At 73.2% G+C, this 25,564-nt stretch carries 24 protein-coding genes, 2 tRNA genes and 1 riboswitch; of the genes, 12 read left to right on the forward strand and 14 right to left on the reverse strand.

Annotated elements, in window-relative coordinates; all coding sequences use genetic code 11:
• The first annotated feature begins 3 nt into the window (after positions 1-3).
• Positions 4-105: riboswitch (TPP riboswitch) on the forward strand.
• Positions 106-138: 33 nt separating this feature from the next.
• Genes thiB through J2Z33_RS09935 form a run of 3 tightly spaced genes read left to right on the forward strand, consistent with a single transcriptional unit; the run spans position 139 to position 3,357 of the window.
• Entirely contained in the window at positions 139-1,113 is a 975-nt protein-coding gene (gene thiB, locus J2Z33_RS09925) for a thiamine ABC transporter substrate binding subunit (RefSeq protein WP_209840386.1), read from the forward strand.
• Positions 1,114-1,133: 20 nt separating this feature from the next.
• Complete coding sequence (locus J2Z33_RS09930; RefSeq protein WP_209840489.1) at positions 1,134-2,681, forward strand: ABC transporter permease family protein; 1,548 nt, start codon at positions 1,134-1,136, stop codon at positions 2,679-2,681.
• Positions 2,668-3,357, forward strand: coding sequence for a thiamine ABC transporter ATP-binding protein (locus J2Z33_RS09935; RefSeq protein ID WP_209840388.1), 690 nt, complete (start codon positions 2,668-2,670; stop codon positions 3,355-3,357). The genes J2Z33_RS09930 and J2Z33_RS09935 overlap by 14 nt, the downstream gene beginning before the upstream one ends.
• A 129-nt stretch (positions 3,358-3,486) precedes the next feature.
• Here J2Z33_RS09935 and J2Z33_RS09940 read toward each other — a convergent pair whose 3' ends face one another.
• Genes J2Z33_RS09940 through petA form a run of 3 tightly spaced genes read right to left on the reverse strand, consistent with a single transcriptional unit; the run spans position 3,487 to position 6,316 of the window.
• Entirely contained in the window at positions 3,487-4,359 is an 873-nt protein-coding gene (locus J2Z33_RS09940) for a cytochrome c1 (RefSeq protein WP_209840389.1), read from the reverse strand.
• A 14-nt stretch (positions 4,360-4,373) separates the two neighbouring features.
• Positions 4,374-5,720, reverse strand: a complete 1,347-nt coding sequence (locus J2Z33_RS09945; RefSeq protein ID WP_209840392.1) for a cytochrome b — start codon at positions 5,718-5,720, stop codon at positions 4,374-4,376.
• Between the two features lie 11 nt (positions 5,721-5,731).
• A complete protein-coding gene (gene petA, locus J2Z33_RS09950; protein ID WP_209840394.1) occupies positions 5,732-6,316 on the reverse strand; it encodes a ubiquinol-cytochrome c reductase iron-sulfur subunit in 585 nt (194 codons plus the stop codon).
• Positions 6,317-6,716: 400 nt separating this feature from the next.
• On the opposite strand from petA, the gene J2Z33_RS09955 reads away from it, so the two are divergent.
• Positions 6,717-7,373: an outer membrane protein gene (locus tag J2Z33_RS09955; RefSeq protein ID WP_209840396.1), complete on the forward strand. Its 657-nt coding sequence runs from the start codon at positions 6,717-6,719 to the stop codon at positions 7,371-7,373.
• 94 nt (positions 7,374-7,467) lie between these two features.
• Here J2Z33_RS09955 and J2Z33_RS09960 read toward each other — a convergent pair whose 3' ends face one another.
• The 3 genes from J2Z33_RS09960 to dapF form a co-directional block, all read right to left on the reverse strand.
• A complete protein-coding gene (locus J2Z33_RS09960; RefSeq protein ID WP_209840398.1) occupies positions 7,468-8,523 on the reverse strand; it encodes an acyltransferase family protein in 1,056 nt (351 codons plus the stop codon).
• A gap of 850 nt (positions 8,524-9,373) precedes the next feature.
• The gene (mtaB, locus tag J2Z33_RS09965; protein ID WP_209840399.1) at positions 9,374-10,627 is read right to left on the reverse strand and encodes a tRNA (N(6)-L-threonylcarbamoyladenosine(37)-C(2))-methylthiotransferase MtaB; all 1,254 of its coding nucleotides are present in this window, start codon (positions 10,625-10,627) and stop codon (positions 9,374-9,376) included.
• Complete coding sequence (gene dapF, locus J2Z33_RS09970; protein WP_209840402.1) at positions 10,624-11,460, reverse strand: diaminopimelate epimerase; 837 nt, start codon at positions 11,458-11,460, stop codon at positions 10,624-10,626. The genes mtaB and dapF overlap by 4 nt, the downstream gene beginning before the upstream one ends.
• 80 nt (positions 11,461-11,540) lie before the next feature.
• Between dapF and J2Z33_RS09975 the strand changes: the two genes are divergently transcribed.
• The 3 genes from J2Z33_RS09975 (at position 11,541) to J2Z33_RS09985 (ending at position 12,945) form a co-directional block, all read left to right on the forward strand.
• Positions 11,541-11,616 (forward strand) — tRNA-Lys (locus tag J2Z33_RS09975).
• Between the two features lie 79 nt (positions 11,617-11,695).
• Positions 11,696-11,771: transfer RNA gene (locus tag J2Z33_RS09980), tRNA-Lys, on the forward strand.
• Between the two features lie 472 nt (positions 11,772-12,243).
• On the forward strand, positions 12,244-12,945 hold the full coding sequence (locus J2Z33_RS09985) for a sulfotransferase family protein (protein ID WP_209840404.1): 702 nt from the start codon (positions 12,244-12,246) through the stop codon (positions 12,943-12,945).
• A gap of 70 nt (positions 12,946-13,015) precedes the next feature.
• Here J2Z33_RS09985 and J2Z33_RS09990 read toward each other — a convergent pair whose 3' ends face one another.
• Together J2Z33_RS09990 and J2Z33_RS09995 are read right to left on the reverse strand one after the other, a co-directional pair.
• Entirely contained in the window at positions 13,016-13,906 is an 891-nt protein-coding gene (locus tag J2Z33_RS09990) for a glycosyltransferase (RefSeq protein WP_209840406.1), read from the reverse strand.
• A 187-nt stretch (positions 13,907-14,093) separates the two neighbouring features.
• Positions 14,094-14,741 (reverse strand): hypothetical protein, encoded by a 648-nt coding sequence (locus tag J2Z33_RS09995; protein WP_209840408.1) that lies wholly within the window; start codon positions 14,739-14,741, stop codon positions 14,094-14,096.
• Here J2Z33_RS09995 and J2Z33_RS10000 point away from each other — a divergent pair.
• Together J2Z33_RS10000 and gspG are read left to right on the forward strand one after the other, a co-directional pair.
• Positions 14,740-15,294 (forward strand): prepilin peptidase, encoded by a 555-nt coding sequence (locus J2Z33_RS10000; RefSeq protein WP_209840410.1) that lies wholly within the window; start codon positions 14,740-14,742, stop codon positions 15,292-15,294. The two genes, J2Z33_RS09995 and J2Z33_RS10000, sit on opposite strands and share 2 nt — an antisense overlap.
• Entirely contained in the window at positions 15,291-15,731 is a 441-nt protein-coding gene (gspG, locus tag J2Z33_RS10005) for a type II secretion system major pseudopilin GspG (protein WP_280922897.1), read from the forward strand. Before J2Z33_RS10000 ends, gspG begins: the two co-directional genes overlap by 4 nt.
• On the opposite strand, the gene J2Z33_RS10010 is transcribed toward gspG, so the two are convergent.
• The 6 genes from J2Z33_RS10010 to J2Z33_RS10035 all read right to left on the reverse strand — a co-directional run bounded on the left by J2Z33_RS10010 (position 15,689) and on the right by J2Z33_RS10035 (position 20,095).
• Positions 15,689-16,363, reverse strand: a complete 675-nt coding sequence (locus tag J2Z33_RS10010; protein WP_280922898.1) for a prepilin-type N-terminal cleavage/methylation domain-containing protein — start codon at positions 16,361-16,363, stop codon at positions 15,689-15,691. The two genes, gspG and J2Z33_RS10010, sit on opposite strands and share 43 nt — an antisense overlap.
• On the reverse strand, positions 16,360-16,746 hold the full coding sequence (locus J2Z33_RS10015) for a type II secretion system protein (RefSeq protein ID WP_209840416.1): 387 nt from the start codon (positions 16,744-16,746) through the stop codon (positions 16,360-16,362). Before J2Z33_RS10015 ends, J2Z33_RS10010 begins: the two co-directional genes overlap by 4 nt.
• Entirely contained in the window at positions 16,730-17,938 is a 1,209-nt protein-coding gene (locus J2Z33_RS10020; protein ID WP_209840418.1) for a type II secretion system F family protein, read from the reverse strand. Before J2Z33_RS10020 ends, J2Z33_RS10015 begins: the two co-directional genes overlap by 17 nt.
• A gap of 104 nt (positions 17,939-18,042) precedes the next feature.
• A complete protein-coding gene (locus tag J2Z33_RS10025) occupies positions 18,043-18,564 on the reverse strand; it encodes a hypothetical protein (protein WP_209840420.1) in 522 nt (173 codons plus the stop codon).
• A complete protein-coding gene (gspM, locus tag J2Z33_RS10030; RefSeq protein WP_209840422.1) occupies positions 18,564-19,094 on the reverse strand; it encodes a type II secretion system protein GspM in 531 nt (176 codons plus the stop codon). Before gspM ends, J2Z33_RS10025 begins: the two co-directional genes overlap by 1 nt.
• Positions 19,091-20,095: a PilN domain-containing protein gene (locus tag J2Z33_RS10035; RefSeq protein ID WP_209840424.1), complete on the reverse strand. Its 1,005-nt coding sequence runs from the start codon at positions 20,093-20,095 to the stop codon at positions 19,091-19,093. Before J2Z33_RS10035 ends, gspM begins: the two co-directional genes overlap by 4 nt.
• An 83-nt stretch (positions 20,096-20,178) precedes the next feature.
• Here J2Z33_RS10035 and J2Z33_RS10040 point away from each other — a divergent pair, with 83 nt between their 5' ends.
• The 3 genes from J2Z33_RS10040 to J2Z33_RS10050 all read left to right on the forward strand — a co-directional run bounded on the left by J2Z33_RS10040 (position 20,179) and on the right by J2Z33_RS10050 (position 25,389).
• Positions 20,179-21,627 (forward strand): GspE/PulE family protein, encoded by a 1,449-nt coding sequence (locus J2Z33_RS10040; protein WP_209840426.1) that lies wholly within the window; start codon positions 20,179-20,181, stop codon positions 21,625-21,627.
• A 291-nt stretch (positions 21,628-21,918) separates the two neighbouring features.
• Positions 21,919-24,267, forward strand: coding sequence for a multicopper oxidase family protein (locus J2Z33_RS10045; protein WP_209840428.1), 2,349 nt, complete (start codon positions 21,919-21,921; stop codon positions 24,265-24,267).
• Positions 24,268-24,276: 9 nt separating this feature from the next.
• Positions 24,277-25,389 (forward strand): SCO family protein, encoded by a 1,113-nt coding sequence (locus J2Z33_RS10050; protein WP_209840430.1) that lies wholly within the window; start codon positions 24,277-24,279, stop codon positions 25,387-25,389.
• The last annotated feature ends 175 nt before the right edge of the window (positions 25,390-25,564 follow it).

Raw genomic sequence — 25,564 nt, forward strand, 5'->3', positions numbered from 1 at the left:
CTCCGTGCCACCTCGGGGTGCCCGGTCACGGGCTGAGATGCGATCCGCGAACCCGTCGAACCTGAACCGGCTAATACCGGCGGAGGGAAGGTGGCCGTCCTCGGGGCCTCGTTCGTCCGCCATGCAAAGGACGAACCCATGAAGACCGCCGCCGCCCTCGCAGCCCTTCTCGCCGCGCCCGCCCTGGCGCAGGAGAAGCCCGTCCTGACCGTGCTGACCTACGACAGCCTCCTCAGCGAATGGGGACCCGGCCCGGTGATCGAGCAGGCCTTCGAGGCCGACTGCGCCTGCGACCTCCGCCTCGTCGCCGCCGGCGACGGCGCGGCGCTCCTCGCCCAGCTCCGGCTGGAGGGCGAGGGGACCGAGGCCGACGTGGTGCTCGGCCTCGACTCCAACCTCGTCGCTGCCGCCCGCGCCTCGGGCCTGTTCGCGCCCCACGCCGGGACGGCCCCGCTCGACCTGCCGGTGGCGTGGTCCGACGACACCTTCGTCCCCTTCGACTGGGGCTGGTTCGCCCTCGTCGGCCGCGCGGACGGCCCCGCGCCGACCGACTTCCGCGCGCTGGCCGCCAGCGACGCGAGCCTCGTCATCCAGGACCCCCGCTCCTCCACGCCGGGCCTGGGCCTCGTCCTCTGGCTCCACGCCGCCTACGGCGCCGAGGCCCCCGCGATTTGGGAGGCGCTGTCGGACAACATCGTGACCGTCACCCCCGGCTGGACCGAGGCCTACAACCTCTTCCTCGAAGGCGAGGCGGATCTGGTCCTCTCCTACACCACCTCCCCCGCCTACCACCTGCTGGCCGAGAACGACGCCACCATCCGCGCCCTCCCCTTCGCCGAGGGCCACTACCTCCAGGTCGAGGTCGCGGCCAAGGTCGCCTCCACCGACCAGCCCGACCTCGCCGACCGCTTCCTCGCCGCCCTGCTAACCGAGCCCGTCCAGTCCGCCATCCCCACGACCAACTGGATGTATCCCGCCGTCACGCCCGCCACGGGCCTGCCCGAGGGCTTCGAGTCCCTCCGCCCCGCCACCACCCTCTACCTCCCCCCCGAGGAGGCCGAGGCCGCCCGCGCCCCCGCCGTCGAGGCCTGGCGCACGGCGCTGTCGCGCTGATGGCGCCGCGTCCCCTCCCGATGGCGCTCCGGCGGGCGGGGCAGGGGACGCGCGCCCGCACGGGACCGCCCCGCCGCCCCGGCACGCTCGCCGCGCTCCTCGTGGCGGCGCTCTGCCTCGGGCCGCTCGTCCCCCTCCTCCTGCGGTCGGGCGAGGGGGGGCTCGGCGCGGCGGACGCGGCGGCCCTGCGCTTCACGCTCCTCCAGGCCGCGCTCTCCGCCGGCCTGTCGGTGGCCCTCGCCATCCCCGTCGCCCGAGCCCTCGCCCGCCGCCGCTTCCCCGGCCGGGGCGCGCTCATCACCCTGCTGGGCGCGCCCTTTCTCCTCCCCGTCCTCGTCGCCGTCATGGGCCTCCTCGCCCTGTTCGGCCGCAACGGCCTCCTCAACGCCGCCCTCGCGGCGCTCGGCCTGCCCCCCGTCTCCATCTACGGCCTGCACGGAGTCGTCCTCGCCCACCTCTTCCTGAACCTCCCCCTCGCCACCCGCCTCCTGCTGCAAGGCTGGCTCGACGTGCCCGCCGAGCGGTTCCGCCTCGCCGCCGCCCTGAACGCCCCGGTCTGGGCGCTCATCGAACGACCGATGCTCGCCCGCACCGTCCCCGGAGCCTTCGCTACGATCTTCGCCCTCTGCCTCACCAGCTTCTCGGTCGCCCTCATCCTCGGCGGCGGCCCCGCCGCCACGACGCTGGAGCTCGCCATCTACCAGGCCATCCGCTTCGAGGCCGACTTCCCCACCGCCGCCCGCCTCGCGCTCCTGCAATACGCCCTCTGCGGCGCGGCGGCGCTCCTCGCGCTGCGCCTCGCGCCCGGAGCGATGGGGCAGGGGGGCCCGGGCCGCGCCGTCCAGCGATGGGACGCCAAGGGCCGCGCCGCCGACGCCCTCTGGATCGCCCTCGCCGCGCTGTTCCTCCTCCTGCCCCTCGGCCTCGCGGGCTGGCGCGGCCTCGCCGGCCTCCCCGACCTGCCGCCCGAGGCCGGCCCCGCTGCCCTCCGCTCCCTGGGCGTGGCCCTCGCCGCCTCGGCCCTGACGCTGCTGCTCGCCCTCGCGCTGGCCCTCCACGGCGGCCGCCTCGCGCAACTGGCCGGCGCGCTCCCCCTCGCCGCCTCGTCCCTGGTCCTCGGGACCGGCCTCCTCCTCATCCTCCGCCCCCTGACCACCCCCGCGACCCTGGCCCTCCCCGTGACCGCCCTCCTCGACGCCCTCGCCGCGCTCCCCTTCGCGCTGCGATCCCTCGCCCCCGCCATCGCCGAGATCGAGTCCCGCCACGGCCGCCTCGCCGATTCGCTGAACCTCACCGGCCCGTCGCGCCTCCGCCGCCTCACCCTGCCGCTCGCCCGCCCGGCGCTCGGCTTCGCGGGCGGCCTCGCGGCGGCGCTGTCGGTGGGCAACCTCGGCGTCATCGCCCTCTTCGCGGGGGAGGACCAGACCACGCTCCCCCTCCTCATGGCCCGCCTGATGGGCGCCTACCGCATGGACGCGGCGGCCGGCGTGGGCCTCCTCATCGCCGCCATGGCGCTGCTGCTGTTCTGGATCCTCGACCGCATGGGCCGCGCCGATGCTGCGCCTTGACAGCCTCGCCCTCGCGCAGGGCGACTTCCGCCTGACCGCCGACCTCGCCGTGCCCCCCGGCACCTGGGCCGCCCTCCTCGGCCCGTCGGGCGGCGGCAAGTCCACGCTCCTGTCCGCCATCGCCGGCTTCCTGCCGCCCGCCCAGGGCCGCGTCCTCTGGAACGGCCAGGACCTCGCCCCCCTGCCGCCCGGCCAGCGCCCCCTCAGCATCCTGTTCCAGGACGGCAACCTGTTCCCGCACCTCACCGCCGTCCAGAACGTCGCCCTCGGCCTTTCCCCCCGCCCCCGCGCGCCCGACCGCGCCCGCGCGGCCGAGGCGCTGGCCCGCGTCGGCCTCGCGGGCCTCCAGGACCGCCGCCCCGCCCAGCTTTCCGGCGGCCAGCAGGCCCGCGCCGCGCTGGCCCGCGTCCTCCTCCAGGACCGTCCCCTGGTGCTGATGGACGAGCCCTTCGGCGCCCTCGGCCCGGCGCTCAAATCCGAGATGCTGGCCCTCGCCCGCGACACCCTGACCGCGCGCGGCGCGACGGTCCTCCTCGTCACCCACGACCCCGCCGACGCCCGCGCCGCCGCCGACTCGGTGATCGTGGTGGCCGAGGGCCGCGCCCATCCGCCTGCCCCCGCCACCAGCCTCCTCGCCGCCCCGCCCCCGGCGCTGCGCGCCTATCTCGGCCCCTGACCCCTTCCTTTGGTCCCAAATATCCCGGGGGGAGCGCGCCAGCGCGGGGGGCAGCGCCCCCCTCCGCCCCCAACGGAAAGGGGGCGCCCGGTCCCCCGGACGCCCCCCGAACTCGCGCGACCCGAAAGGTCAGACCCCGTGCTGGTCCTTGCCGATCGGCCGCCCGCCCGCCTTGACCGGCGCCCAGACGCGCTTGTTGGTCAGGTAGAGCAGCACCGCCAGCACCGCGAGGAACAGCACCCCGGTCAGCCCGGCCTGCTTGCGCGCGTTCAGGTGCGGCTCGGCGGCCCACATCAGGAAGGCCGACACGTCGTGCGACATCGCCTCGACCGTCGCGGGCGACCCGTCCGCGAACTCCACCTGGTCGTCCGACAGCGGCGGCGGCATGGCGATCCACGAGCCCGGCACCGTGTGGTGGCCTTCCTCGTCCACGCACTCCTCCGGGAAGCCGCCCGCGGCGAAGGCGACGTTGTAGTAGCCCTCGAAGTCCTCCGGCGCGCAGGCCGGCGGCTCCTCGTAGCCCGCCAGCAGCGAGGTGATGTATTCCGGCCCGCCCATCCCGTTGAACAGTTGCGACAGCCCGGTGCCGTAGGGCCCGTGGAAGCCCGCCCGCGCCTTGGCCATCAGGCTCAGGTCGGGGGCGTTGGCCAGCGACGACTGCGGGAAGCGGTCGGCCGGCGTCGCCGGGCGGAAGTCCCCCTCGCCGTCGGCGAGCGTCTCGTCGAAGACCTCGTATTGCTCGGCGTAGGCGCGCATCTGGTCCTCGGGCAGCTCGGGGCCGCCCGGCTGCGAGAGGTTGCGGAAGGCCACGAAGCTGAGGCCGTGGCACGAGGCGCAGACCTCGGTGTAGACCTGCAACCCCCGCTGGACCTGGAGCGTGTCGAAGGAGCCGAAGGGCCCCTCGTGGGGGAAGGCGTAGTCGGTGATCTCCCCTTCCCCGGCCGCGAAGGCGGCCGGAGCGGAAAGGGCGATGGCGGCCCCGAGGGCGAGCGTTCTAAGCATCACAGGTGTCCTCATCACTCGGCGGGGCTGCCGGCGAACTGCTTGGTGCCCCCGGTCTGGGGGTCGTAGTGGGCCGCGAAGTCGGCGGCGATCGACACGGGCGGCGCGACCGGCTTCTCGATGACGCCCAAAAGCGGCAGGATCACCAGGAAGTAGGCGAACCAGTAGGTCGCCCCCAGCAGCGCGATGTAGGGGTAGATCCCCTCGGCCGGCATGGCGCCGACCCAGCCCAGCACCACGAAGTCGATCAGCAGCAGCGCGAACCACCACTTGAACATCGGGCGATACCGGCCCGACCGCACCATGGAGGTGTCGAGCCAGGGCGCCAGCGCCATGACGATGATCGCGCCGAACATGGCGAGCACGCCGAAGAACTTGGCGTCCACGATGCCGAAGGTGATCCAGTCCACGGCCATCACCACCCACACGTCGCCGGTGAAGGCGCGCAGGATCGCGTAGAAGGGCAGGAAGTACCATTCCGGCACGATGTGCGCGGGCGTCGCCAGCGGGTTCGCCGGGATGTAGTTGTCCGGGTGGCCCAGGTAGTTGGGCATGAAGCCCACGATCGCGAAGAACACCGCCATGACCAGGGCCAGGGCGTAGAAGTCCTTCAGGATGAAGTAGGGCCAGAACGGCACGGTGTCGGCCTTGGCCTCCGCCACCGACGACCGCCGGACCTCGACGCCCGTCGGGTTGTTGTTGCCCGTGGTGTGGAAGGCCCAGACGTGGACGAAGGTCAGCCCCAGCAGCACGAAGGGCAGCAGGAAGTGCAGCGAGAAGAAGCGGTTCAGCGCCGGCTGGCCCACCGCGCCCGCGCCCAGCAGCCAGGTCTGGATCGACTCGCCCACGAAGGGGATCGCGCCGAACAGGCCGGTGATGACGGACGTCCCGTGGAACGACATCTGCCCCCAGGGCAGCACGTAGCCCATGAAGGCGATGCCCATCATCAGCACGAACATCAGGATGCCGATGATGTAGGTGATCTCGCGCGGGGTCTTGTAGCTGCCGTAATACAGATTGCGGAAGATGTGCGCGTAGACCGCCACGAACATCAGGCTCGCGCCGTTGGCGTGGACGTAGCGCAGCATGTGGCCGCCGTTCACGTCGCGCATGATGTGCTCGACCGACGCGAAGGCCATGTCCACATGCGGCGTGTAGTGCATCGCCAGCACCACGCCCGTCGCGATCTGGCTGATGAGCGCGAACATGAGGACGATGCCCCAGATCCACATCCAGTTCAGGTTGCGCGGCGTGCGGATCATCAGCGTCCCGTAGAGGAGCGAGAGGATCGGCAGCCGCCGCTCGACCCACTTCTCGCCGCGGGTCTTTGGCACGTAGTCGTCGTGGAGGACTCCGGACATGGGCAGGCTCCTCAGCCGAGCTGGATGGTGGACGCGTCCACGAAGGTCGCGACGGGGACGGGCAGGTTGCGGGGCGCGGGCCCCCGGCGGATGCGGCCCGACGTGTCGTAGTGCGACCCGTGGCAGGGGCAGAACCAGCCGCCGAAGTCGCCGGAATCGCCCAGCGGCACGCAGCCCAGGTGGGTGCAGACGCCCATCTGCACCAGCCAGGTGCCCTCGGGCAGGTCGGACCCTTCCGGGTTCGCCAGCGCGCGGTTCTCGTCGGTGGCGGGGGATTCGGCGTTCGACAGGTTGGCGTTGTTCGCCTGCGGGTCCACCAGCTCCTCAAGGGGAACCTCGCGGGCCGCCGCGATCTCCTCCTCGGTGCGGGCGCGGATGAAGACGGGCTTCCCCTGCCACAGCACGGTGAGCTGGGTGCCCGGCGCGACGCCGGCCACGTCCACGCGGATCGAGGCCAGCGCCTGCACGTCCGCCGTGGGGTTCATCTGGTTGACGAGGGGCCAGACCGCCGCGCCCGCCACCACGGCGCCGGCGCCGGCCGTCGCGTAGTAGATGAAGTCGCGGCGGGTGCCCTGGGGTGCTTCGGTGTGCGACAAGGAGACCTCTCTCGGGGTAGGGGCGGGCGGGCCGTCCATGGGTGGAGGGACGCGCGCAGGCAGGCCCGTCCCATCATGCGAAGGCTCTTTAGCACCAAAATCGCAAGGGTCCAGCGGACAGTTCGGCGCAGGGTCAAGGCGTTGGACACGAATGGGGGAGCCGCGTCCGCCGGGCGGCCCCGCCCCCGCGCCAGCCGGGCATCCCCGCCCCCGATTCCCGGCCGCCCCTCCCGCCCCCCGGCTGCGGCGCGAGGACGCAGCCCGGCCCCGCCTTCGGGAAACCCCAATGGGGCAGGGCTCCCGCGGCCCCCGCCCCGCCCCGGCGCTGTGGCCCCCGTGCCACAACCCCCGCGGGCGCATCCTTGCCGCAGAGCGGCGATTCGCCTATCTTGCCCGTGCCATGACCCACGCTCGCCTCCTCGCGCCGCTCGCCCTCCTGCTCGCCACCCCCGCCCTCGCGGAAGTGGAGCTGAGCTTCTACGGCGGCTGGCAGTCCGCCCCCCATTCCGGGGTCACGATCGACGGCGGCCCCGCCGGCGTGGACGACGACTTCACGGCGGGGTGGGAAGGGCGGTCCTTCGAGGCCCCGATCCACGCCGGCCTCCGCGCGACCTGGTGGACCGACGCCGACATCGGCTTCGGCCTCGACGTGAACCACGTCAAGGCCTACGCCGACGACGGGACGCTGGCGGAATCCGGCCTTGAGCATTTCGAGTTCAGCGACGGCCTCAACGTCGCGACCGTGAACGGCTACCGCCGCTGGCCCGGGGCCTTCGGCCGGCTGACGCCCTATGTCGGTGGCGGGATCGGCGTGGCCGTCCCCCACGTGGAGGTCGAGGACGACGACACCGGCGCGCGGACCTGGGGCTACCAGCTCACCGGCCCCGCCGTCGCCTGGATCGCCGGCGCGACGCTCCCCCTCACCGACCGCTGGGCGGTGTTCGGCGAATACAAGGGCACGTATTCCCAGAACGAGGCCGACCTCGACGACGGCGGCACGCTGTCCACCGACATCGTGACCAACGCCTTGAACGTGGGCGTCAGCTTCAGCTTCTGACGGGCGGGCGACGGCCCGGCCTGCCCGTTCCCCCGGCGGCCCGACCCCGACTGGACCCCGGCCGCGCCTCGGCGTCCCCGGCCCGCCGAGGCCTTCAGGCGGCCACCGCCCGCCGGCGTGCGCCCATCCGGCCGATCGGCTTCTCGAAGGCGAGGTGCGTGGCCAAGGCGGCGACCACCGACAGCGCAAGCGCCGCCGCGAGGAACCCGGCCTCGCTCGTCCACGTCCCCAGCCACGCCCTCGGCCAGACGGCCCGCAGCAGGCCGATCACGAAGAAGTGGCAGATATAAAGCGAATACGACGCATCCCCCAGCAGCCGGAGCGCCGGAACCGTCGGGATTCGCCCCTGCCGATCAAGCAGCAGCAGGCCCCCGACCACCGCCATCGCCGGCAGCCCCGCCAGCAGCCAGCGCAGGTCGCGCAGCAGCACCCCGGACGTGGCCTCTCCGGGCACCAGGACGAGTCCCGCCACCCCGACGCCCAGCAGGGCCAGCGCGGCCGCCAGCCCGCCGGGCGACCGGCGCGACGGCGGCAGGTCGTGCCACAGCCGCCCGAGGATCAGGCCGAACACGAACTCGATCAGGATCGGCGCGGTCCACGAGGAGAGCGTCTGGTTCTCCGGCCGCAGCGCGATCCCGACCAGCACGAGGCCGAGGATCAGCCCCCCGACCCCGACCGCCCGCGCCCGGGGCGCAAGGGGCAGCAGCAGCGCGAACAGCACGTAGAACTGCGCCTCGGCGTTCAGGGTCCAGCCCACCGGCAGCAGCGGAAAGGCCGAGAAGGCGACCGGGTGATCGACCGGGATGAACAGCAGCGAGGCGATGACGTGGCCCGGCTCGATCCGGGTCGTCGCCAGCAGGCTCGGCGCCACCAGCGCCACGGCCAGCATCGCCAGCGTGGCGGCGTGATAGAGCGGCGCGACCCGCGTCATCCGGCGCAGCAGGAACGCCCCGCGCGAAGCGTTCGACCGCTCCGTCACGTGCAGGATGATGAACCCGCTGATGACGAAGAACAGATCGACCCCCCGCGACCCGGCGTGCCAGGTCTCGAACAGGGTGGAATGCAGGTCCTTCGAGAGCGACTGCGTGCCATGGTAAAGCACCACCAGCGCCGCCGCCAGGAACCGCAGGTATTGGATCGACTGGATCACCCGGCACCCTCATTCGCACGCGCAGCATAACCGAAGGCAGCGGCGGGGACGAGTCAACGTGGCGGCCCCGAAGAAGCAGGGTTCCGGCAAGGACGCGCCCGCCCGACGCCCCGCGCGCGCCTCATCCGTCGCGCGACGGGGTGTGAACCCGGGGCCGTTCGGCCCCGGACCCACGCCCCCCACGGAACGGCCCCCACTCGCCCGTCCCCCTGATTCGCCTTGCCCCCGCACAACCGCCGGGGGCGTTGCGCGAGGCGTCCACGCAACGCCCGTTGCTGTCAGGCCCCGTTAACCTCCCTCCGGCATCCTCCTCGCAACGGCCCCCATCAGGCCCCCCGCCACGCAACAGACCCCGGAGATCCGACCCATGCCGCTCGACCACGCCCAGCCCTACACCGCCGAGGACCTCGCCCTCCTCGACGCGCCGCTCCCGTCGCCGCACCGCCCCGACCGGCTGGCCGAGATCCTGCGCGGCCGCCCCGAGGCCCCCTTCGGCCAGCGCCGCATCGCCGACCCGCGCGAGGAGGCCCGGATCGCCCGCTCCTTCATCCAGCGCCAGGTCTGGGAGGAGGCCGGCTACCACTTCCCCGACCACCCCGAGCGCCCCCGCGTCCCCTGGTTCATGCGCCACCGCTACCCGGAATGGGCAGCCGAGGACGACGCACGGGCGGAAGCGGACGCGCGGGCGCTGGCCGAGTCGCAGGCGGAGCCCGCCCCCGACGCGGAGCCCACCCGCGCGGACGCGGCGCCGGACGCCCCGGCCAAAGCCGAAGCGGAGGTGCCTGCCCAGACTGACATGGACGCGACGACCCGCGCCACGGCTTCCGTCGGGTCCTCGGCCCTCGCGCCGTCAGGCCGCGAGCCGTCCCCCGTCCACGCCCCGGATCACCGCCTCGACCAGCGCCCCCACGGGCCGCTCCTCGGCGAAGCTCACCTCGGCGAACTGCTCGGTGCGCCCCATCGTGGCGCTTTCCATCAGGACGAGGTGACGCCGCCCCACCTGGGCGTCGAGATGCCGCCGCGTCGCCGCCTCGCCGGCCGCGCGCAGCCGGGCCGCCCGCTCGCGGATCACCGGGCCGGGGACGGCCGGCATCTTGGCGGCGGGCGTGCCCTTGCGGGGGCTGAACGGGAACACATGGAGCCAGGTCAGCCCGCAGTCCTCGACCAGCCGGAGGGAGCCGTCGAACATATCGTCCGTCTCGGTCGGGAAGCCCGCGATCAGGTCGGCCCCGAAGGTCACGTCCGGCCGCAGCCGCCGCGCCTCCTCGCAGAACCGCACCGCGTCGTCGCGCCCGTGCCGCCGCTTCATGCGCTTGAGCGTCAGGTCGTGCCCGGCCTGAAGGCTCAGGTGCAGGTGCGGCATGAGCCGGGGCTCGGTCGCCAGCGCCTCCATGAGCCGGGGGTCGGCCTCGATGGAATCGATGGACGAGATCCGCAGCCGCGCGAGGCCGGGGACCATCCGCAGCACCTGCCCCACGAGGTCGCCCAGCCGGGGCGTCCCCGGCAGGTCCGCGCCCCAGGAGGTGAGGTCCACCCCCGTCAGCACGACTTCAAGGAAGCCCCGGTCCACCAGCCGCGCGATCTGGTCCACGACCACGCCGGCGGGGACGGACCGCGAATTGCCGCGCCCGAAGGGGATGATGCAGAAGGTGCAGCGGTGGTCGCAGCCGTTCTGGACCTGCACATAGGCCCGCGCCCGCGTCCCGAACCCGTCGATGAGGTGCGAGGCCGTCTCCCTCACCGACATGATGTCGTCCACGAGCACCCGCTCCGTCTCGCCGACGAAGTCGGGCGCGAGCCGGGTCCAGGCCCCCGGGTCCATCTTCTCGGCGTTGCCGAGGACGAGGGACACCTCGGGCATGGCCGCGAAGGTCTCGGGCTCCACCTGCGCGGCGCAGCCCGTGACGACGACGCGCGCGCCGGGGTTCTCGCGGGCGAGGCGGCGGATCTCCTGCTTGGCCTTCCGCACGGCCTCGGCGGTGACGGCGCAGGTGTTCACGACGACCGCATCGCCCACGCCCGCCTTGGCGGCGAGCGTCTTCATCGCCTCGGTTTCCCAGGCGTTGAGCCGGCAGCCCAGCGTGGCGAAGATCGGCGCGCTCATGCGAGCGCCCCCAGGAACGCGGGCGAGAGCACCCCGGAGAACACGTGCGCCGTGGGCCCGGTCATCCAGACCCCGTCCTCGCCCCAGCGGACGCGCAACTCCCCGCCGTCCAGCACCACGGTCACGTCCCGGTCGGCCAGCCCCCTGCGGGCCGCCGCCACCGCGACCGCGCAGGACGACGAGCCCGAGGCCAGGGTATATCCCGCCCCCCGCTCCCAGACCCGCATCCGCAGGCGGTCGCGGGCCAGCACCTGCACGACCTGCACGTTGGTCCGCTGCGGGAACAGCGGATGCGTCTCGTGCGCCGGCCCGAAGGCGAGGAGGTCCACCGCCTCGGCGTCCGGCACGAAGAAGGTGCAATGCGGGTTCCCCATGGAGGTCGCCACCGGCCGCCCCTCGATGGGCAGCGCCAGCGTGTCCACCGCGTCCGCCAGCGGGATCTCGTCCCACCGCAGCCGCGGCGGCCCCATGTTGACGGCCGTCCGCCCGCCGCCCTCGTCCCGCGCCGCCAGCACCCCCCGCTCGGTCGCCAAGGTCAGCGCCGTGCGCCCGGTCCGCTCCATCTCCGCCCGCGCCACGCAGCGGGTGGCGTTGCCGCAGGTGGACGATTCGGAGCCGTCGGCGTTCCAGAACCGCAGGGACAGGTCGGCCCGGTCCGAGGCCTCGATGAGCGCGAGCTGGTCGAAGCCCACGCCCCGGTGCCGGTCCCCCAGGGCGCGGGCGAGCGCGGGCGTCACCTCCACCGGCATGGAGCGCCCGTCTATCACCACGAAGTCGTTGCCGAGCCCGTGCATCTTGGCGAAGGGCAGGCCTGTGTCCATCATGTCACGCATCCCGCTCACTTACTCTCGATGCGCCGCCCTTTCCAGAGGCCCTTGACCCCGCCGCCCCGGGGCCATATGTCGCCCGGCGTGGGCCGTTAGCTCAGTTGGTAGAGCAACTGACTCTTAATCAGTTTGTCGTAGGTTCGATCCCTACACGGCTCACCACCCACTCCTCCTTCTACCAACTGCTCCGCAACTATCGGGTTGACGCTCCCGCCGTCTCCGCCTAGGTCCGGCCCCGGGCGGGCCGTTAGCTCAGTTGGTAGAGCAACTGACTTTTAATCAGTTGGTCGCAGGTTCGAATCCTGCACGGCTCACCATCCGGCCTCCGGGCTCGGTCGTTGCACCCCACCGTGTCAGGCCGGCCATGGGCTCGGGCAAACCCATGGGGAGCGCGCACGCGGAGGGCTGTCGCCGCGATCCCCTCGGTCTTCCCGGAGGTATTCAAACCCCGGTGGAAGCCTGCTAGGAGGCTTGGCCTGCCGGTCGTTCGGGGCAGGACTGCGAAGCGAGGGGGAGTCGGCTTGGTTGAATGGAGGCCGTGCAAGGCCAGCACCCGGCCGCCGCGTCCGGGCCGTCATCAGGGCCCTCATTGCGGAAGCGGGACGGCGCCGGACGGACGGAGGACGGATCGGTCCGCCCGCCCGAAGGCCGTCGTGTCCGGGACGACCATGACGTAGCGCAGATCGCGGCGATCCAGCCGGGTCGAGGCGGATGGCCCGCGCCTCGACCCGTTTCCATGTCCCAAGGGCTCATCAACGACGCACGGCAAGGAGAACCGCCGAGATGGGAATGCCGCCACTTGCAATCTTCATCGGCGCCATGAAGGCGGGCACGACGACGACGTATCAGATGCTGTCCGAGCATCCCGAGATAGCCGCGAGCCGCAACAAGGAGATCAACTTCTTCTGCCGGGAGAACGAGGGCTTCGAGGCCCTGCTCGATCAGTTCGAGCCCGACCCGTCCAGGACCAGGTGGTTGCTGGACGTGTCCCCCAACTACGGCAAGAAGTCCCAGCATCCGGCCGCCGCCGCCCGCATCCAGGCGTATCCGGGCAACAAGGCCCTGTTCTACATCCTTCGCGACCCGGTGGACCGGGTGCGGTCGCACGTCGCCCATGCCGTGAAGCGGGGGCGCTGGACGGTCGAGAATCGCGACCGCACCCTCCGCATGATGATCGACATTTCCCGATACGCGGAGCAGATCGCCCATTACGAGCAGGCCGGGCTCCGGCCGGTGCTCCTGGACTTCGCGGAGATCTCGTCCAATCCGCAGGGGTTCGCCGACCGCATCACCGAGGTTCTGGGAATCGGCCGGCTCGCCTGCGAGCAGGCCCCGCACCGCCACCGGAGCCGGCCGGTCGCGGACAAGTTCGGGGATGCGGAACGCGCTCTCAGCTGGAGCCTCCTGCGGGACGACGTGAGGACCCTCGCCAGCCGCTACGGCTTCCAGCCCGCCCGGGACTGGATCGCGCGGTGGGACGCCATCGCCTGATCGGGGCGCCCGAGGCCCTGGGCCCTGGCGCCGGGACGGCCGGAGGGGCCGTCCCCCTGGTCCGGTCCCTCTAGGACGCGGCGCCGCCGGCGAGGTTCGCGAGCGAGGGGAACAGCGTCAGCAGGTCGCGCGGATCGACGGGCTCCCCGGCGGGGAAGCTCTTCCTGCCGCCGAACTGCACGTCGGACCCCTCGTGATTGGTCCGGATGAAGGCCGGGGCCCGGCTGTCCAGGATCACGGGAACCTTCGTGTCGACCCGTAGGTGGTGTCCGAGGCCGTAGACGTTGGCGGGCTTGCCCACGGGCGCCCGGTCCTTGTAGGCGCCCAGGTGGGCCAGCCCCTGGGCGGCCATCGGCAGGCGGTAATCGACGACCTGCGTCAGCCTCCTGCGGCCGCTGTCGAAGGACAGCAGGTAGCCCCGGGCCAGCGACACGCACGCCCCGACGTTCCCCGGCGTCGCGAAGGCGGCGATCCGGCTCAGGAAGTCGGAGGACAGGGCGTCGTCGTCGTCCAGTCGGACATGGGCGTAGGTGCCCTCGCCATGACCGGCCTCCGCCAGGAAGTCCCGGATGTGGTCGCCATGGGCGACGGACCGTGCGTCGGGGGGAACCCTGACGATCCGCACCCAGCGGTGCCGGGCGCAGGCCTGCTCCAGCGCCGAGAGATGCCGGGGCGGAAGCTCGCTCGACGTGATCACGTAAAGGCGGACGAACTCCTCGGAAGGGGCCGGCACCTGCGCCGCCAGCGAGGGCAGGGTGAGGTTCTCGAAGAGGAAGTGGTGCAGGGCCAGCCGCTCGTCGTCGAACAGCGTCCGGCGATAGTCCGCCTCGCTCCGCCCCCGCCCGATCGCCCAGGACTCCCGCTGCGCCACGAGGACGCTGAACCGCATGGTGATCACGATCAGGGGCCTGGCCGAAGCGCGTCCCCCGTCGGCCGGGGCTGCCCGCGAGCTGATGTCCACGTTGCCTCACTCCTCCTCGTTCCGCCGCCGCGTCCCTGGCCCGGGCAAACGCTTCGCCGCCGTCCTGCACCTTGCCGGCGAAAAGCGCCAGTGCCCCGCCGGACGGCCCGTGCGTCCCGTTGTCCAGGGACGGCGCCGGTTCCCGCTTCCTGGCGGCGGCCGGCCCGCGGCGGTCGCGCCCGCCCGGTCAGGGCGATGGCCCGGCGGCACCGGGGGAGGCGCGGATCGTCAGCTCGGCCAGCTCCCCTCCGGCGATGTCGCCGCGAAGCGCGAGCGCCGCGTCCCGCAGCTCCGGCGGGGCCAGCGCGGGATTGATCTCGCCGGTGCGGGCGCGCTGCGTCACGAGGGGCGCGAGCCGGGCGCGCTGGGCGGCGTCGAAGCCGAGCCGGGCGAGCGTGTGCTCCTCGGAGGCGAACCTCTCGCCGGGGACCAGCGCCGCGAGCGCCACGTCGCGCTGCCGAACCAGGGCCTCGCCGTCGCCGGTCAGCAGCGCCAGCACCTCGGGCGGGGCGAGGTAGAGATCGACCAGCCCTTCCACGTCGGCCAGCCGCACCTCCCAGTCGCGCCCGTCCTGGGCGATCAGGACCGGCGTGCCGTCGGTCGGCGGGGTCTCCCCGCCACCCCCCGCGAGGCTCGCGGCCACCCGCGCCGCCACCGACTGGCGGCCCAGCGCGAGCCGGTGCTGCTCCTCGATCCGGCCGAGCACCTGGGCCTGCGCCACGCCCCGGGCGCGCAGCGTCGCCGCCAGCCCGGCGACGAGCACCGCGCCGACGAGGACGACGAGGAGCGCGAAGCCCTTTCGGGACGACCGCGACCTGCTAGGATGACGCATCATGACCCTCGGCCCCTTCCTCCTCCCGGCGATCGCCCTGGCCCATGGCGCGAGCCTCGCCGTCGCGGCCGGCGTGGCCGAGCCCCGGCGGGTGGCGCTCGGCCTGTGCCTCGTCCCCGCCCTCGTCTGGCTCAGCGCGACGGACCTCCGCCGGGGCGAGATCCCCGACGAGTCCGTGGCGATCATCGCTCTCGCGGGGCTGGGTTTCCAGTGGCATCGGCTCGGCCTGGGGCTGCCGCTCCTGGCCGAGGCCGCGGCGGCGGCGCTGGCGACCGGGCTCCTCTGGCTGGCCGGGGGGCTCCACTTCCGCCGCACGGGCGAGGAGGCCCTCGGCATCGGCGACGCCAAGCTGATCGGTGCGGGGACGCTGGCGGTCGGGGCCGCCTCGCTCTGGGCGCTCGTGCTGGTCGCCGCGCTGGGCGGGATCGCGGCCGGGCTGCTTGCCCGCCGCCGCGCCGGGCCGGACGCGGCGAAGGGCATTCCGTTCGGGCCCTTTCTGGCCTACTCCATCCTCGTCCTCACGTTGTTTCCCATCGCAGGTCCGGTTTCCACATGACGCCTCAACTCCGACAGCAGGCCCGGCGCCACCCTCGACGCGGGGTGACCCTCCTCGAGATGCTCGTCGTCCTCGCCATCATCGCGCTGGTGATCGGGCTGGGCGCGCCCCGTCTGATCGACAGCTTCGGCCGCGCGCGGTCGCAGGCGGCCGAGGTCGCGATGGCCTCGCTCAAGGGGGCGGTGCAGCTCTACTTCGTAGACACCGGCCGCTACCCCTCCGAGGCCGAGGGGCTCGGGGCGCTCATGGCGCCACCCGCTGGCGTGGCGGGCTGGCGCGGCCCCTATCTCGACGGCGACGAGGACCTGACCGATCCCTGGGGCCGGCCGTTCCTCTACCGCTCGCCGGGGGCGGAGGGTCGGCCGTTCGAGCTGGCCACCTTCGGGCGCGACGGTCAGTCCGGCGGCGGCGGCGAGGACAGCGACATCTCGCTCTGACGGGCCAGGAGGGCGGGGATCACGGTCAGCGGCGGCAGAGGCCCCCCGGGTCCGGCATACTCGATCCGCACGAGGTCGGGCGGCCCGGCCGTGGCCGGCCACTCGTCCTGCCATGTCGGCGCGGCCGAGAGGGTCGGGTCGCCGAAATAGCCGATCCGCAGCCCGCCCCCGGACGACAAGGCCACGCGCCGCGCGACGGTCCCGTCGAGCGCGGCGACCTCGACCACCGCCGCGCCGGCGTCGTCCGCCGTCAGGCTGACCCGGGAGGGCTCGGCGGCGCTGAAGGGGGGGGCGTCGGTCAGCATCTCGAAGCGGAGCGCCTCGGCATCGCCCTCGAAGGCGGCCGTGCGCGGGGCGGCCTCGATCCAGCCCCGGAGCGTGTGCCGGGCCAGCAGCAGGTCGGCCGCCGCGCCCGCCTCGCCTACCCGCAGCGACGCCCGGCCGGTCAGGCCGAGCAGCGTGGCGAGCGCCAGCGCCATGACCGCCATCAGCGCCAGGGACAGCATCAGTTCCAGCAGCGAGATGCCCGCGCGGGGGTTGCGCTGGCCCCGCCCGCGCCGAAGTTGACAGCTGTCAACTCTCGGCCGGGCCCCGCCCGCGCGGGGAGGGCGTTGGCCCGGCCCGGGCCTCATGGCCCGTCCTCGCGCAGCAGGACCCGGAGCGTCACCGGCCGGTCCTCGCGGCCGTCGCGCCAGGCGCTCACCGTGACCTCGACGAGGCCCGCGCCGAGGTCCGCCGACGGCTCGGCCTCGGTGAGCCGCCAGAGGAGGTCGGGCGCGGCGCTCCCCTGGGCGAGGGCCGGGTCGCGCGTCACGAGGTATTCGTCCGCGACGGACCGGGCGAGCTCGGCCAGCCAGGCGCGGTCGGCGCGGTCGGCGGACTGGCCCAGGGTCCAGCTCACCCCGGAGAGCGCGGTGCCGACGAGGAGCGCGAGGATCGCCATGGCGACCAGCGCCTCGATCAGCGTGAAGCCGCGCCGCGCCGGGCGGCGGGGGGGGTCAGAGGGCCAGGTCATTGATCGCGAAGACCGCATCCATGATGGAATAGACGAGCGTGCCGACGATGCCGCCGATCACCAGGGTCAGCACGGGGGTCAGCAGTTGCAGCAGCCGCCGGCTGCGCCGGTCGAGCCGGTCGGCCTGGGTCTCGGCCAGGGACTCGAGCACCGGGACGAGGGTGTTGGCCTCCTCGCCGATGCGGAACAGCTCGCGCGCCATCGCCGGGAGGCGGCGGTCGGCGGCGAGGGCGGCGTGGGCGCGGCCGCCGTTCTCCAGCTCGGTCGCGGCGGCGAGGGCGGTGGCGGCGAAGGGCGCGCCGCGGTCGAACTCGGCCACGGCGCGCAGCGATCCGGCGAGAGGGCGGCCGGCCCGCAGGAGCAGCGCCAGCGACCGCAGGAGCGTCAGGAGCGCCGCGTCCCGCGCGAGGTCGCCGACCACCGGCAGGGCCAGCATGAGCCGCGCGCCGATCGCGCGGAAGCCCATGTAGGCCACGAAGCCCGCGCCGACGAGCCCGGCCAGGAGCCAGGGCCAGCGCGTCGTCACGAGGTCTCCGATGGCGAGGAAGGTCGCCACGGCGGCGGGCGGCGGGCGGTCCTGGGCCGTGAAGATCGGGGCGAGCGCGGGTGCGAGCGTCAGCGCCACGATCAGCACCACGGCCAGGGCGGCGGCGATCAGGAGCGCCGGGTAGATCAGCGCCCCCGCCACCTGCGAGCGGAGCTGGTCCTGCCGCCGCAGCAGCCGGGCCAGCTCGGCCAGTTGCTCGGCCAGCGCCGTGGAGGCCTCGCCCGCGCGCAGGAGGGCCAGGAACACGGGGGCGACGCGGGGGCCGGCCTGGGCGAAGGCGTCGGGCAGGGCGGTGCCCTCGGCCACCAGGCGGGCGACGCGGGACAGGCGGGCGCGGGTGTCGGCGCCCTCCGCCCCCTCGGACAGCAGGTGCAGCATGTCGAGCACCGGCAACCGCACGCGCAGCATCGTGGCCATCTCCTCGGCCAAGGCCGCCTGGGCGGCGAGCGTCATGCGGGTGCCGAACAGGGGGATGTCGCGGCGATACCAGGGCACGCGGATGGCGTGCCGGGACTCGCCCAGGTCCACCACCGAGAGGCCGGTGGCGGAGAGCGTCCGGAAGGCGGCCTGCTCGGACGGGGCCTCGATCTCGCCGGTCTCAACCCGGCCGGCTTCGGTGTAGGCCCTGTAGGCGAAGATCGGCATGGTGGCCTCCCTGGTCGGTCAGAGCATCGGTCCGGCGTCGTCCCGCCTCACGCCGTCGTTCTCGCGCGCGATCGCTGGCCCGCGCCCCTATCGCCGGGGCCCGGCTAGTCGGGATACAGCTCGATGGTGACCCGCCGGCCGGCGACCTCGACCACCACGGCGCCGGGGCCGATCTCGCGGACGCGCGCGCCGGCGATCTCGTCGCCCTCGCGGACGACATGGCTCTGGCCGTCGTCGAGCGTCTGGAGGATGGCCGACCGGCGGCCGCCCTGGTCCAGGAAGCCCACCATGCGGAGCGGCGCGAGGTCGGCCGGGGCCTCCTCCGGGCCGGGCCCGACGGGCGCGGGGGCGGCCGCGCCGGCCGGGGCGGCGGCGTCCGCCGTGGCGAGCCGTCCCGGCCGGAACAGCGCGCGGGATGCCACCGCCTCCACGTCGGCCTGCCAGTCGCGCGCGGCCGCGTCCACCGGCGCGCCGGCGGACTCCTCGGGCGGCGTGCCGGGGTCCGCCAGGACCGGGCCGCCGGAGGGCGCGGCCGGGGCCGTCTCCAGTCGCCACCAGCCCGTCGCCGCGCAGGCCGCGACGACCGCCAGATGCGCCAGGGGCGGCCAATAGCCGAGGAGCGCCATCAGCCGCCGCCCTCGGTCCAGAAGCCCCAGGCCGCGAGCCGGAACGCGACGGGGGCAAGGCCCCCCTCGGCCCGCCGCCGCGCCTCGTCGCGCAGGGTGAGCTGCGACACCGCGATGGGCGGTTGGGCCGATTCGAGCGCGGCGAGGAAGCGGGCGAGGTCCGCCAGCTCGCCTTCCCCCTCGATCACGACGCCGACGGCGGGCAGCGTCAGGTCCTCGGGCGGGGGTTGGCCCCCGAAGGTGGAGGGCTCCAGGCCGTTCTGGCGGGCCAGATCGACAACGCCCTGCTGAAGGGCCAGCGCCGCGTCCGCCGCCGTCGCGGCGGGGCGGGCGATCTCCGGGCCCGGCGCGTCGCCCGCCGTGGCCCGGTCCAGCTCGCGGATGCGGGCGGCGATGGCCTCGGCCTCGGCGCGCAGCGCCTCGATCCGGACGACCGTCGCCTCGATCCGGTCCTGTCCCGGCGCGGTCAGGCCGGCGACGATCCCGCCCGCCAGCGCGACCAGCGCGAGCAGGAGGGCGAGCCCCTTCATTCGAGGCCCGCCGGGGCGGCCGCCTCGATGGTCAGCTGGAACCGGCTTTCCCCGGTGGACGAATCGAGGACGATGCTGCCCTCGGGCGCGACCGAGGCGACCCAGGGCAGCGCCTGGAGGGCGGCGATCACCGCCGAGATGTCCGACCGCGCGAAGCCTGTGAGCCGCCACGTCCGGCCATCGACCGCCAGCGAGGAGATCCAGACCCCATCGTCGAGCGCCTGCGTCAGCCCGGAAAGCTGGGCCAGCCGGCCGCTTTCCGAGACCAGCCGGGCCTCGTCGCGGATGCGCGCCGCCGCCGCGCTGTCGCGCGCCTCGGCCTCGGCGCGGGCCGCCGCCGCGCGGTCGCCGAGCGCCGCGATCTCGGCCCGGAGCGCCCGCTCGGCCGCGTTCATCTCGGCCAGCCGCCAGGCCTGCGCGCCCAGCACGGCAAGGAGCACGAGCCCCGCCAGGATCGGCGCCGCGCGGTTCCAGACCCATTGCGGCCGGTCGGCCCGTCGGCGGTTGTCGATCAGGGGGGCCAGTTCCGCCCTGTCCGCGACCACGACGCGACGCGGCTCGGCGGGGCAGGCCCGCAGGAGCGCGGTCAGGCTGTCCTGCTTGAGCACGAAGACCTCGTAGTCCGCCTTCCCGGCGCGGGTGCCGACGGGGCGCGAGCGCCAGAGCAGCCCGGCGGCCCCGGCCGGCAGGCTTTGGCGCATCTGGAGCGCGATGGCGGCCTCGGCGTCGCGGCGGGCGGCGGCGGGGATGGCGACCGACTTGCGGAGGAACAGCGACGGGGCGAGGGCCACGTCGAAGGGACGACCGTCCCGCCCCGCCGCGGCGAGGAGGGCGGTCGCCGCCGGGTCGGGGGGCAGGGCGGCCAGCGTCAGCACCCGCACCCGGCGCGGCGGCAGGCCGGCGCGGAACAGGCCGGCCGGCAGCGCCGCGTCGATCCCGCCGCGCAGCCGCGCGCCGGCCGAGGCGATCCCCTGGCTCCCGATCCCGCCGAACGCACCCACGCACCAACCCCATTGACGGGCCGACGCCGCCCGCTGTCCATTGTCCGTGAACAGTAGTGGCCCAGGCGGCGCGGAGCAATCGGGTGCTTCAGGACGTGATCTCGCTCGACGACGCCCTGGCCGCGCGGCTGGAGGCCGAGGCCGTGCTCGACGCGGGCGATCTGCGCCGCGCGCAGGAGATGGCGCGGCGCGAGGGTCGAGCGCTGCACCGGGTCCTTCTCGACGGTGGGACGGTCGAGGAGGAGGCGCTGCTCCCGGTCCTGTGCGAGGCGCTTGGGCTGCCCTTCGTCGCCGACGCCCGGAGCCATGGCATCGTCGTGGACCGCGCGGCGGCGGAGCGGCTGACCGAGCCCTTCCTGCGGAGCCGCGCCGCCGTCCCCCTCATCGCCGACGGCGCGGGGCCGGTGCCGGTGCTGATGGCCGACCCCGCCGACGTGGCGCAGCGCGAGGAGCTGGCGTTCCTGCTCGACCGCCCGATCTCGCCCTGCGGCGCGCTCCTGCGGACGATCCGCGCGCTGCTGGCCGAGGACGCCGACGCGGCGCGCGCGGGCGTGGCGGAGGCCGGCCCCACGCGCGAGGCGGAGGCCGGAGGCGAGGGAGCCGGCGGCGACGGCCCGGTGATCCGCTTCGTCAACGAGACGCTGGCCGAGGCCGTGGCGATGGGCGCGTCCGACATCCATTTCGAGGCCGAGCCCGTGGGATTCGCGGTGCGGATGCGGATCAACGGCGTGCTGTCGCTCCGGCCCGGCGATCCGGGGGTCTCGGCCACGTCGGTCTTCGCCCGGCTGAAGGTCATGGCGCGCGCCAACGTCGCCGAGCGGCGGCTGCCGCAGGACGCGCGGTTCTCGGGCGTGTTCTCGGGGCGCAGGATCGACTTCCGGCTGTCTTGCCTTCCCACCCGCCACGGCGAGAGCGCGGCGCTCCGCGTGCTCGACCCCCAGGCGCTGCGGCTGGGCTGGGACCAGCTCGGCTTCGATGCGGCGATGGTGGCGCGCGTCACCCGGCTGATCGAGCTGCCCAACGGGTTGTTCCTGGTCACGGGGCCGACCGGCTCGGGCAAGACGACGACGCTTTATACCGCGCTGGCGCATCTCAACTCGATCCGCCGCAAGATCGTGACGGTCGAGGACCCGATCGAATACAGCCTGCCCGGCGTCCAGCAGGTCCAGGTGCAGGACGAAATCGGCCTTTCCTTCGCGCGGGTGCTGCGCGCGATCCTCCGCCACGACCCCGACGTGGTGATGGTAGGCGAGATCCGCGACGCGGAGACCGCCGAGATCGCCTGCCGCGCGGCGCAGGTCGGGCGGATGGTCCTGTCCACGCTGCACACGCGGTCGGCCAAGGGGGCGGCGACGCGGCTCGTGGACCTCGGGGTGCCCGATTACATCGTGGCCGACGTGCTGCGCGGCGTGCTGGCGCAGAATCTCGCCCGGACGACCTGCCCCGACTGCGGCGGGAGCGGCTGCCGGAGCTGCGGATTCACCGGCGTAGCGCCGCGACGGGTCGAGCTGGACCTGATCGAGGCCGGTTGATCCGCCCACGGCGGGAGCGCGTGCCGCCGTTTTGATCGACCTCGCCCGCGACAGTGCGTCGCCGTCACGTGCCAATGGACCGGGCTTCGCCACATTATCGCCATAATTACAAGGACGAAGCGCCAATTCGGCCGTTTCAAGTAAGTAGTATTACGTATTGCGGCCCATGATTATGGCCACAAAATGGCAGCATGGGCATCGGAGGCCGCGGGGGGGAACCACGGGGCCTTGGGGTTCGGGTTCAAGGTTATGCGTCGCGTCGCGACCCGCGCGACGTCAAGGGGGTGTGCAATGTACTTGCAACGATCGGCTTCCCGCGCCCGCCAGCGCGAGGCAGAGAACGCACGGCGCAACCGTGGCGAAATCGTCAAGGCGCTCTCCATCGGAGAGGTCTCGCGCCGCGAGCTGTTCAAGTGGGGCATCTTCACGGCCGGTGGCGCGCTGGCCATGACCAACGGCCTCAGCCCGTTCGCGCCGAGCAAGGTCGAGGCCGCCGTGCCGACCGGCGCGCCGAGGAGCCCGACGTTCGGGGTCCAGCCCTTCACCCAGCCCTTGCAGCGCTTGGCGTTGCAGACGCCGATGCCGCTGACCCCGAGGACGCGCGGGACCGAGGTGGACCTCCGCTTCCCCGCCGGCTCGGGCGAGCCCGACGCCAGGAGGCTGTCGTGGCACACTGACTTCACGGCCACGGGCGGGACCCAGCATGTCAATCCGCTGACCGGCCGGGGGCCGATGGAGGGCCGGCCTCCGGGCGAATACTTCGGCCAGCAGCGGTGGCGGGAATACCTGCCCAAGAAGGCCTACGTGATGTCGCTGGGCTGCCCGCCCGACGACACCTTCTGCTTCCACAAGGACCTGCCCCATCAGGCCGAGAACAAGGTCTGGTCCTTCGGCGCGGGCCGCATGGCCGAGGGGGGCGCGCCGCCGCTCATCAAGGTGCGCTACGGCGAGCCGGTGATCTTCCGCCACTACAACAACCTGCCGCTCGAGGAGGCCGACAACGGCGGCTTCGGCAGCAACAGCCAATCCACCCACAACCACAACGGCCACAACGCCTCGACCGGCGACGGCGCGTCGAACGCGCACTTCTTCCCCGGCCAGTTCTACGACTACCACTGGACCACGACGCTAGCGCGGGCCGACATGCCGACCCCCAGTGTGCCCAATGTGACCAATGCGGCTAAGCGCGCCTCGGGCCCGGACGGCAAGGGCGGCCTCGTCCAGGTTCCGGGCGACTACCGGGAGCTGCAGAGCACTCTCTGGTTCCACGACCACCGCTTCTTCTACACGGCCGAGAACGTCTACAAGGGCCACATGGGGATGCTGAACTACTACAGCGGCCCCGACCGCGGCAACGAGGTGCTGAGCGACGGCGTCAACCTGAGGCTCCCCTCGGGCTCGCTGCTCGACTGGGGCAACATCGACTTCGACGTGAACCTGGCCTTCAGCGACGCCGTCTGGGACCAGGACGGCCAGCTCTTCTTCGACATCTTCGATGTCCAGGGCTTCGTGGGTGACCAGGTCCTCGTCAACTTCGCCTACAAGCCCTACTTCGAGGTGCTCCCGCGCAAGTACCGCTTCCGCATCCTCGCGGCGGGCATGGCGCGGTTCTGGAGGTTCGCGCTCGTCAACTCGGCCAACCAGCTCGTGCCGATGAAGGTGATCGCCACCGATGGAAACTTCCTGCCCGCGCCGGTGACGGTCACGCAGATCGACCCGCAGGGGGTGGGCGAGCGGTTCGACGTGATCGTGGACTTCACGGGGATGCCGGTCAATTCCAAGCTGCGGCTGGTCAACCTGATGGAGCACGAGGTCGGCCAGCGTCCGAAGCAGACGCGCAGCGTCGCCGACGCGCTGAGCGGCCGGGTGACCGGCGATCCGGCGGTGGGCGCGGCCCTCGAATTCCGGATCGTGTCGCAGGTCGCCAGCGTCGATGTGCCCGGCGTGATCCACCGGACCCCGACCAGGGATCTCAGCCAGGTGCCGGCCAAGCTGACCGACCTGATCCCGATCGTCGAGCCGACCCGCGTCCGGGTGATCGAGTTCAAGTCCGGCGCCGATTCGCCGCGCGATCCGGTGACGGGCGAGTGCCTCCCCAGTTGCCCGGACGAGACCATCCGGCCGGAGTTCCCCTACGGAATACGGATCAATGGCGAAGGCACCTACGGCTCCGTCGCCAACCGGGTGTCGTTCCTGGTGCCCAAGCCGGGCGAGGTGGAGCACTGGATCCTGCGGAACACGGCGGGAAGCTGGGATCACCCGGTGCACCTCCACTTCGAGGAGGGCCGCACCATCGACCGTGGGGCAACCCCGCTCTCGGCGATCGAGCGGAACTCCCGCAAGGACGTCTGGCGGCTGGGCACGAACGGCGACGTGCGCATCCAGGTGCGGTTCGGCGAGTACGGCGGCGCCTACGTCATGCACTGCCACAACACCGCCCACGAGGATGCGGCGATGCTGCTGCGCTACGACATCCTGACCGACCCGAACAATCCCAAGAACTCGCAGACCCACGTGTCGGTCATCCCGACGCCCAACCCGACACCGGACGGCGTAACCTACGTGACGCCCGAGCTGCTGCCCGAGGGCAATCCGTTCCACCCGGACTTCGAGCCCTTCCCCAGCACGGCACCGACCTGAGGGGGCATCATGGGACGGGACCGCATGAACCTGCGGCGATGGGCGGGGGCGCTGGCCCTCGCCCTGGCCGCCACCACGGCGCAGGCCGCCGACGAGATCCGCGACGCGGATTACTTCACCAACCGCCCGCTCGTCACACAGGACGGCGAGACGGTGCGGTTCTGGGACGACCTGCTCCGGGACAGGATCGTCGTCATCACCTTCATCTACACCGACTGCCCCAACATCTGCTCGGTGGGGACGGCCCGGCTCGCGCAGGTCTACGACTGGCTGGGCGAGCGGATGGGACGCGACATCTTCTTCTACTCGATCACGCTCGACCCGGAGAACGACACGCCCGAGGACCTGAGGACCTTCGCCAAGGCGTTCAACGTGGACAAGGGCTGGACCTTCCTCACCGGCACGCGCGAGGACATCGACGCGATCCGCTACAAGCTGGGCGAGCGCAGCGAGGCCCTGGAGCAGCACCGCTCCGACTTCGTGATCGGCAACGCCAGCACCGGCGTCTGGCGGCGGTCGTCGGCCATGGGCAGCCTGACGGTCGCGCTCCAGTCGATCCTGGAGCTCGACCCCGAATGGACGGCGCCGCCGGCGCCGGCCTCTGCGTCGGCCAGCCCGGAATATCATTCGCCCGATTTCGGCGAGGCGCTGTTCCTGGGGAGATGCGCGTCCTGCCACACGATCGGCGAGGGCGTGCGGCTGGCGCCCGACCTGGCGTCCGTGACCCTGCGGCGCGATCCCGACTGGCTCCGGCGGTTCATCCTCGCGCCCGATGCCATGTTGACGGCGGGCGACCCCGTGGCCGTCGCTCTCGATGCCGACTATCCGGGGATACGGATGCCCAGCATCGGCCTGGGAGAGGATGAGGTGGACATCCTGATGGCCTACCTCGCCGAGGAGGACCGGAAGCTGGTCGCGGTGGAGCAGGCGCAGGCCGAGGCCGCCGCCCTCGCCACCGCCGACCATGGCGCGCACGACCACGGCTCTCACGACCACGCCGCGCATGGCAGCGAGGCCGCGCACGACCATTCCGGCCATGCTGCCACCGCTCCTCCAGCCCAGGCGATGCCGGCCGACGCCGGCCACGCCCACGGCTCGCACGACCACGCCGCCGTGCCGTGACCCTCGTCCGGCGCTCCGGGCCGTTGTCCGGCCTGGAGCGCCGACGCGAGGGGTCGGGCCGCGCCGGCCGTCCGGGCTCCCAGGCACCGGATGACGGGCCAAGCGCGTTGACCGACTCTTAACCTTTTCCTGTCATCCTTGAGGCACCGCGAATCGGGGCGTTCCCCCCGAAAGG

This window comes from Rubellimicrobium aerolatum, assembly GCF_017872975.1.
Taxonomy (GTDB): Bacteria; Pseudomonadota; Alphaproteobacteria; order Rhodobacterales; family Rhodobacteraceae; genus Rubellimicrobium; species Rubellimicrobium aerolatum.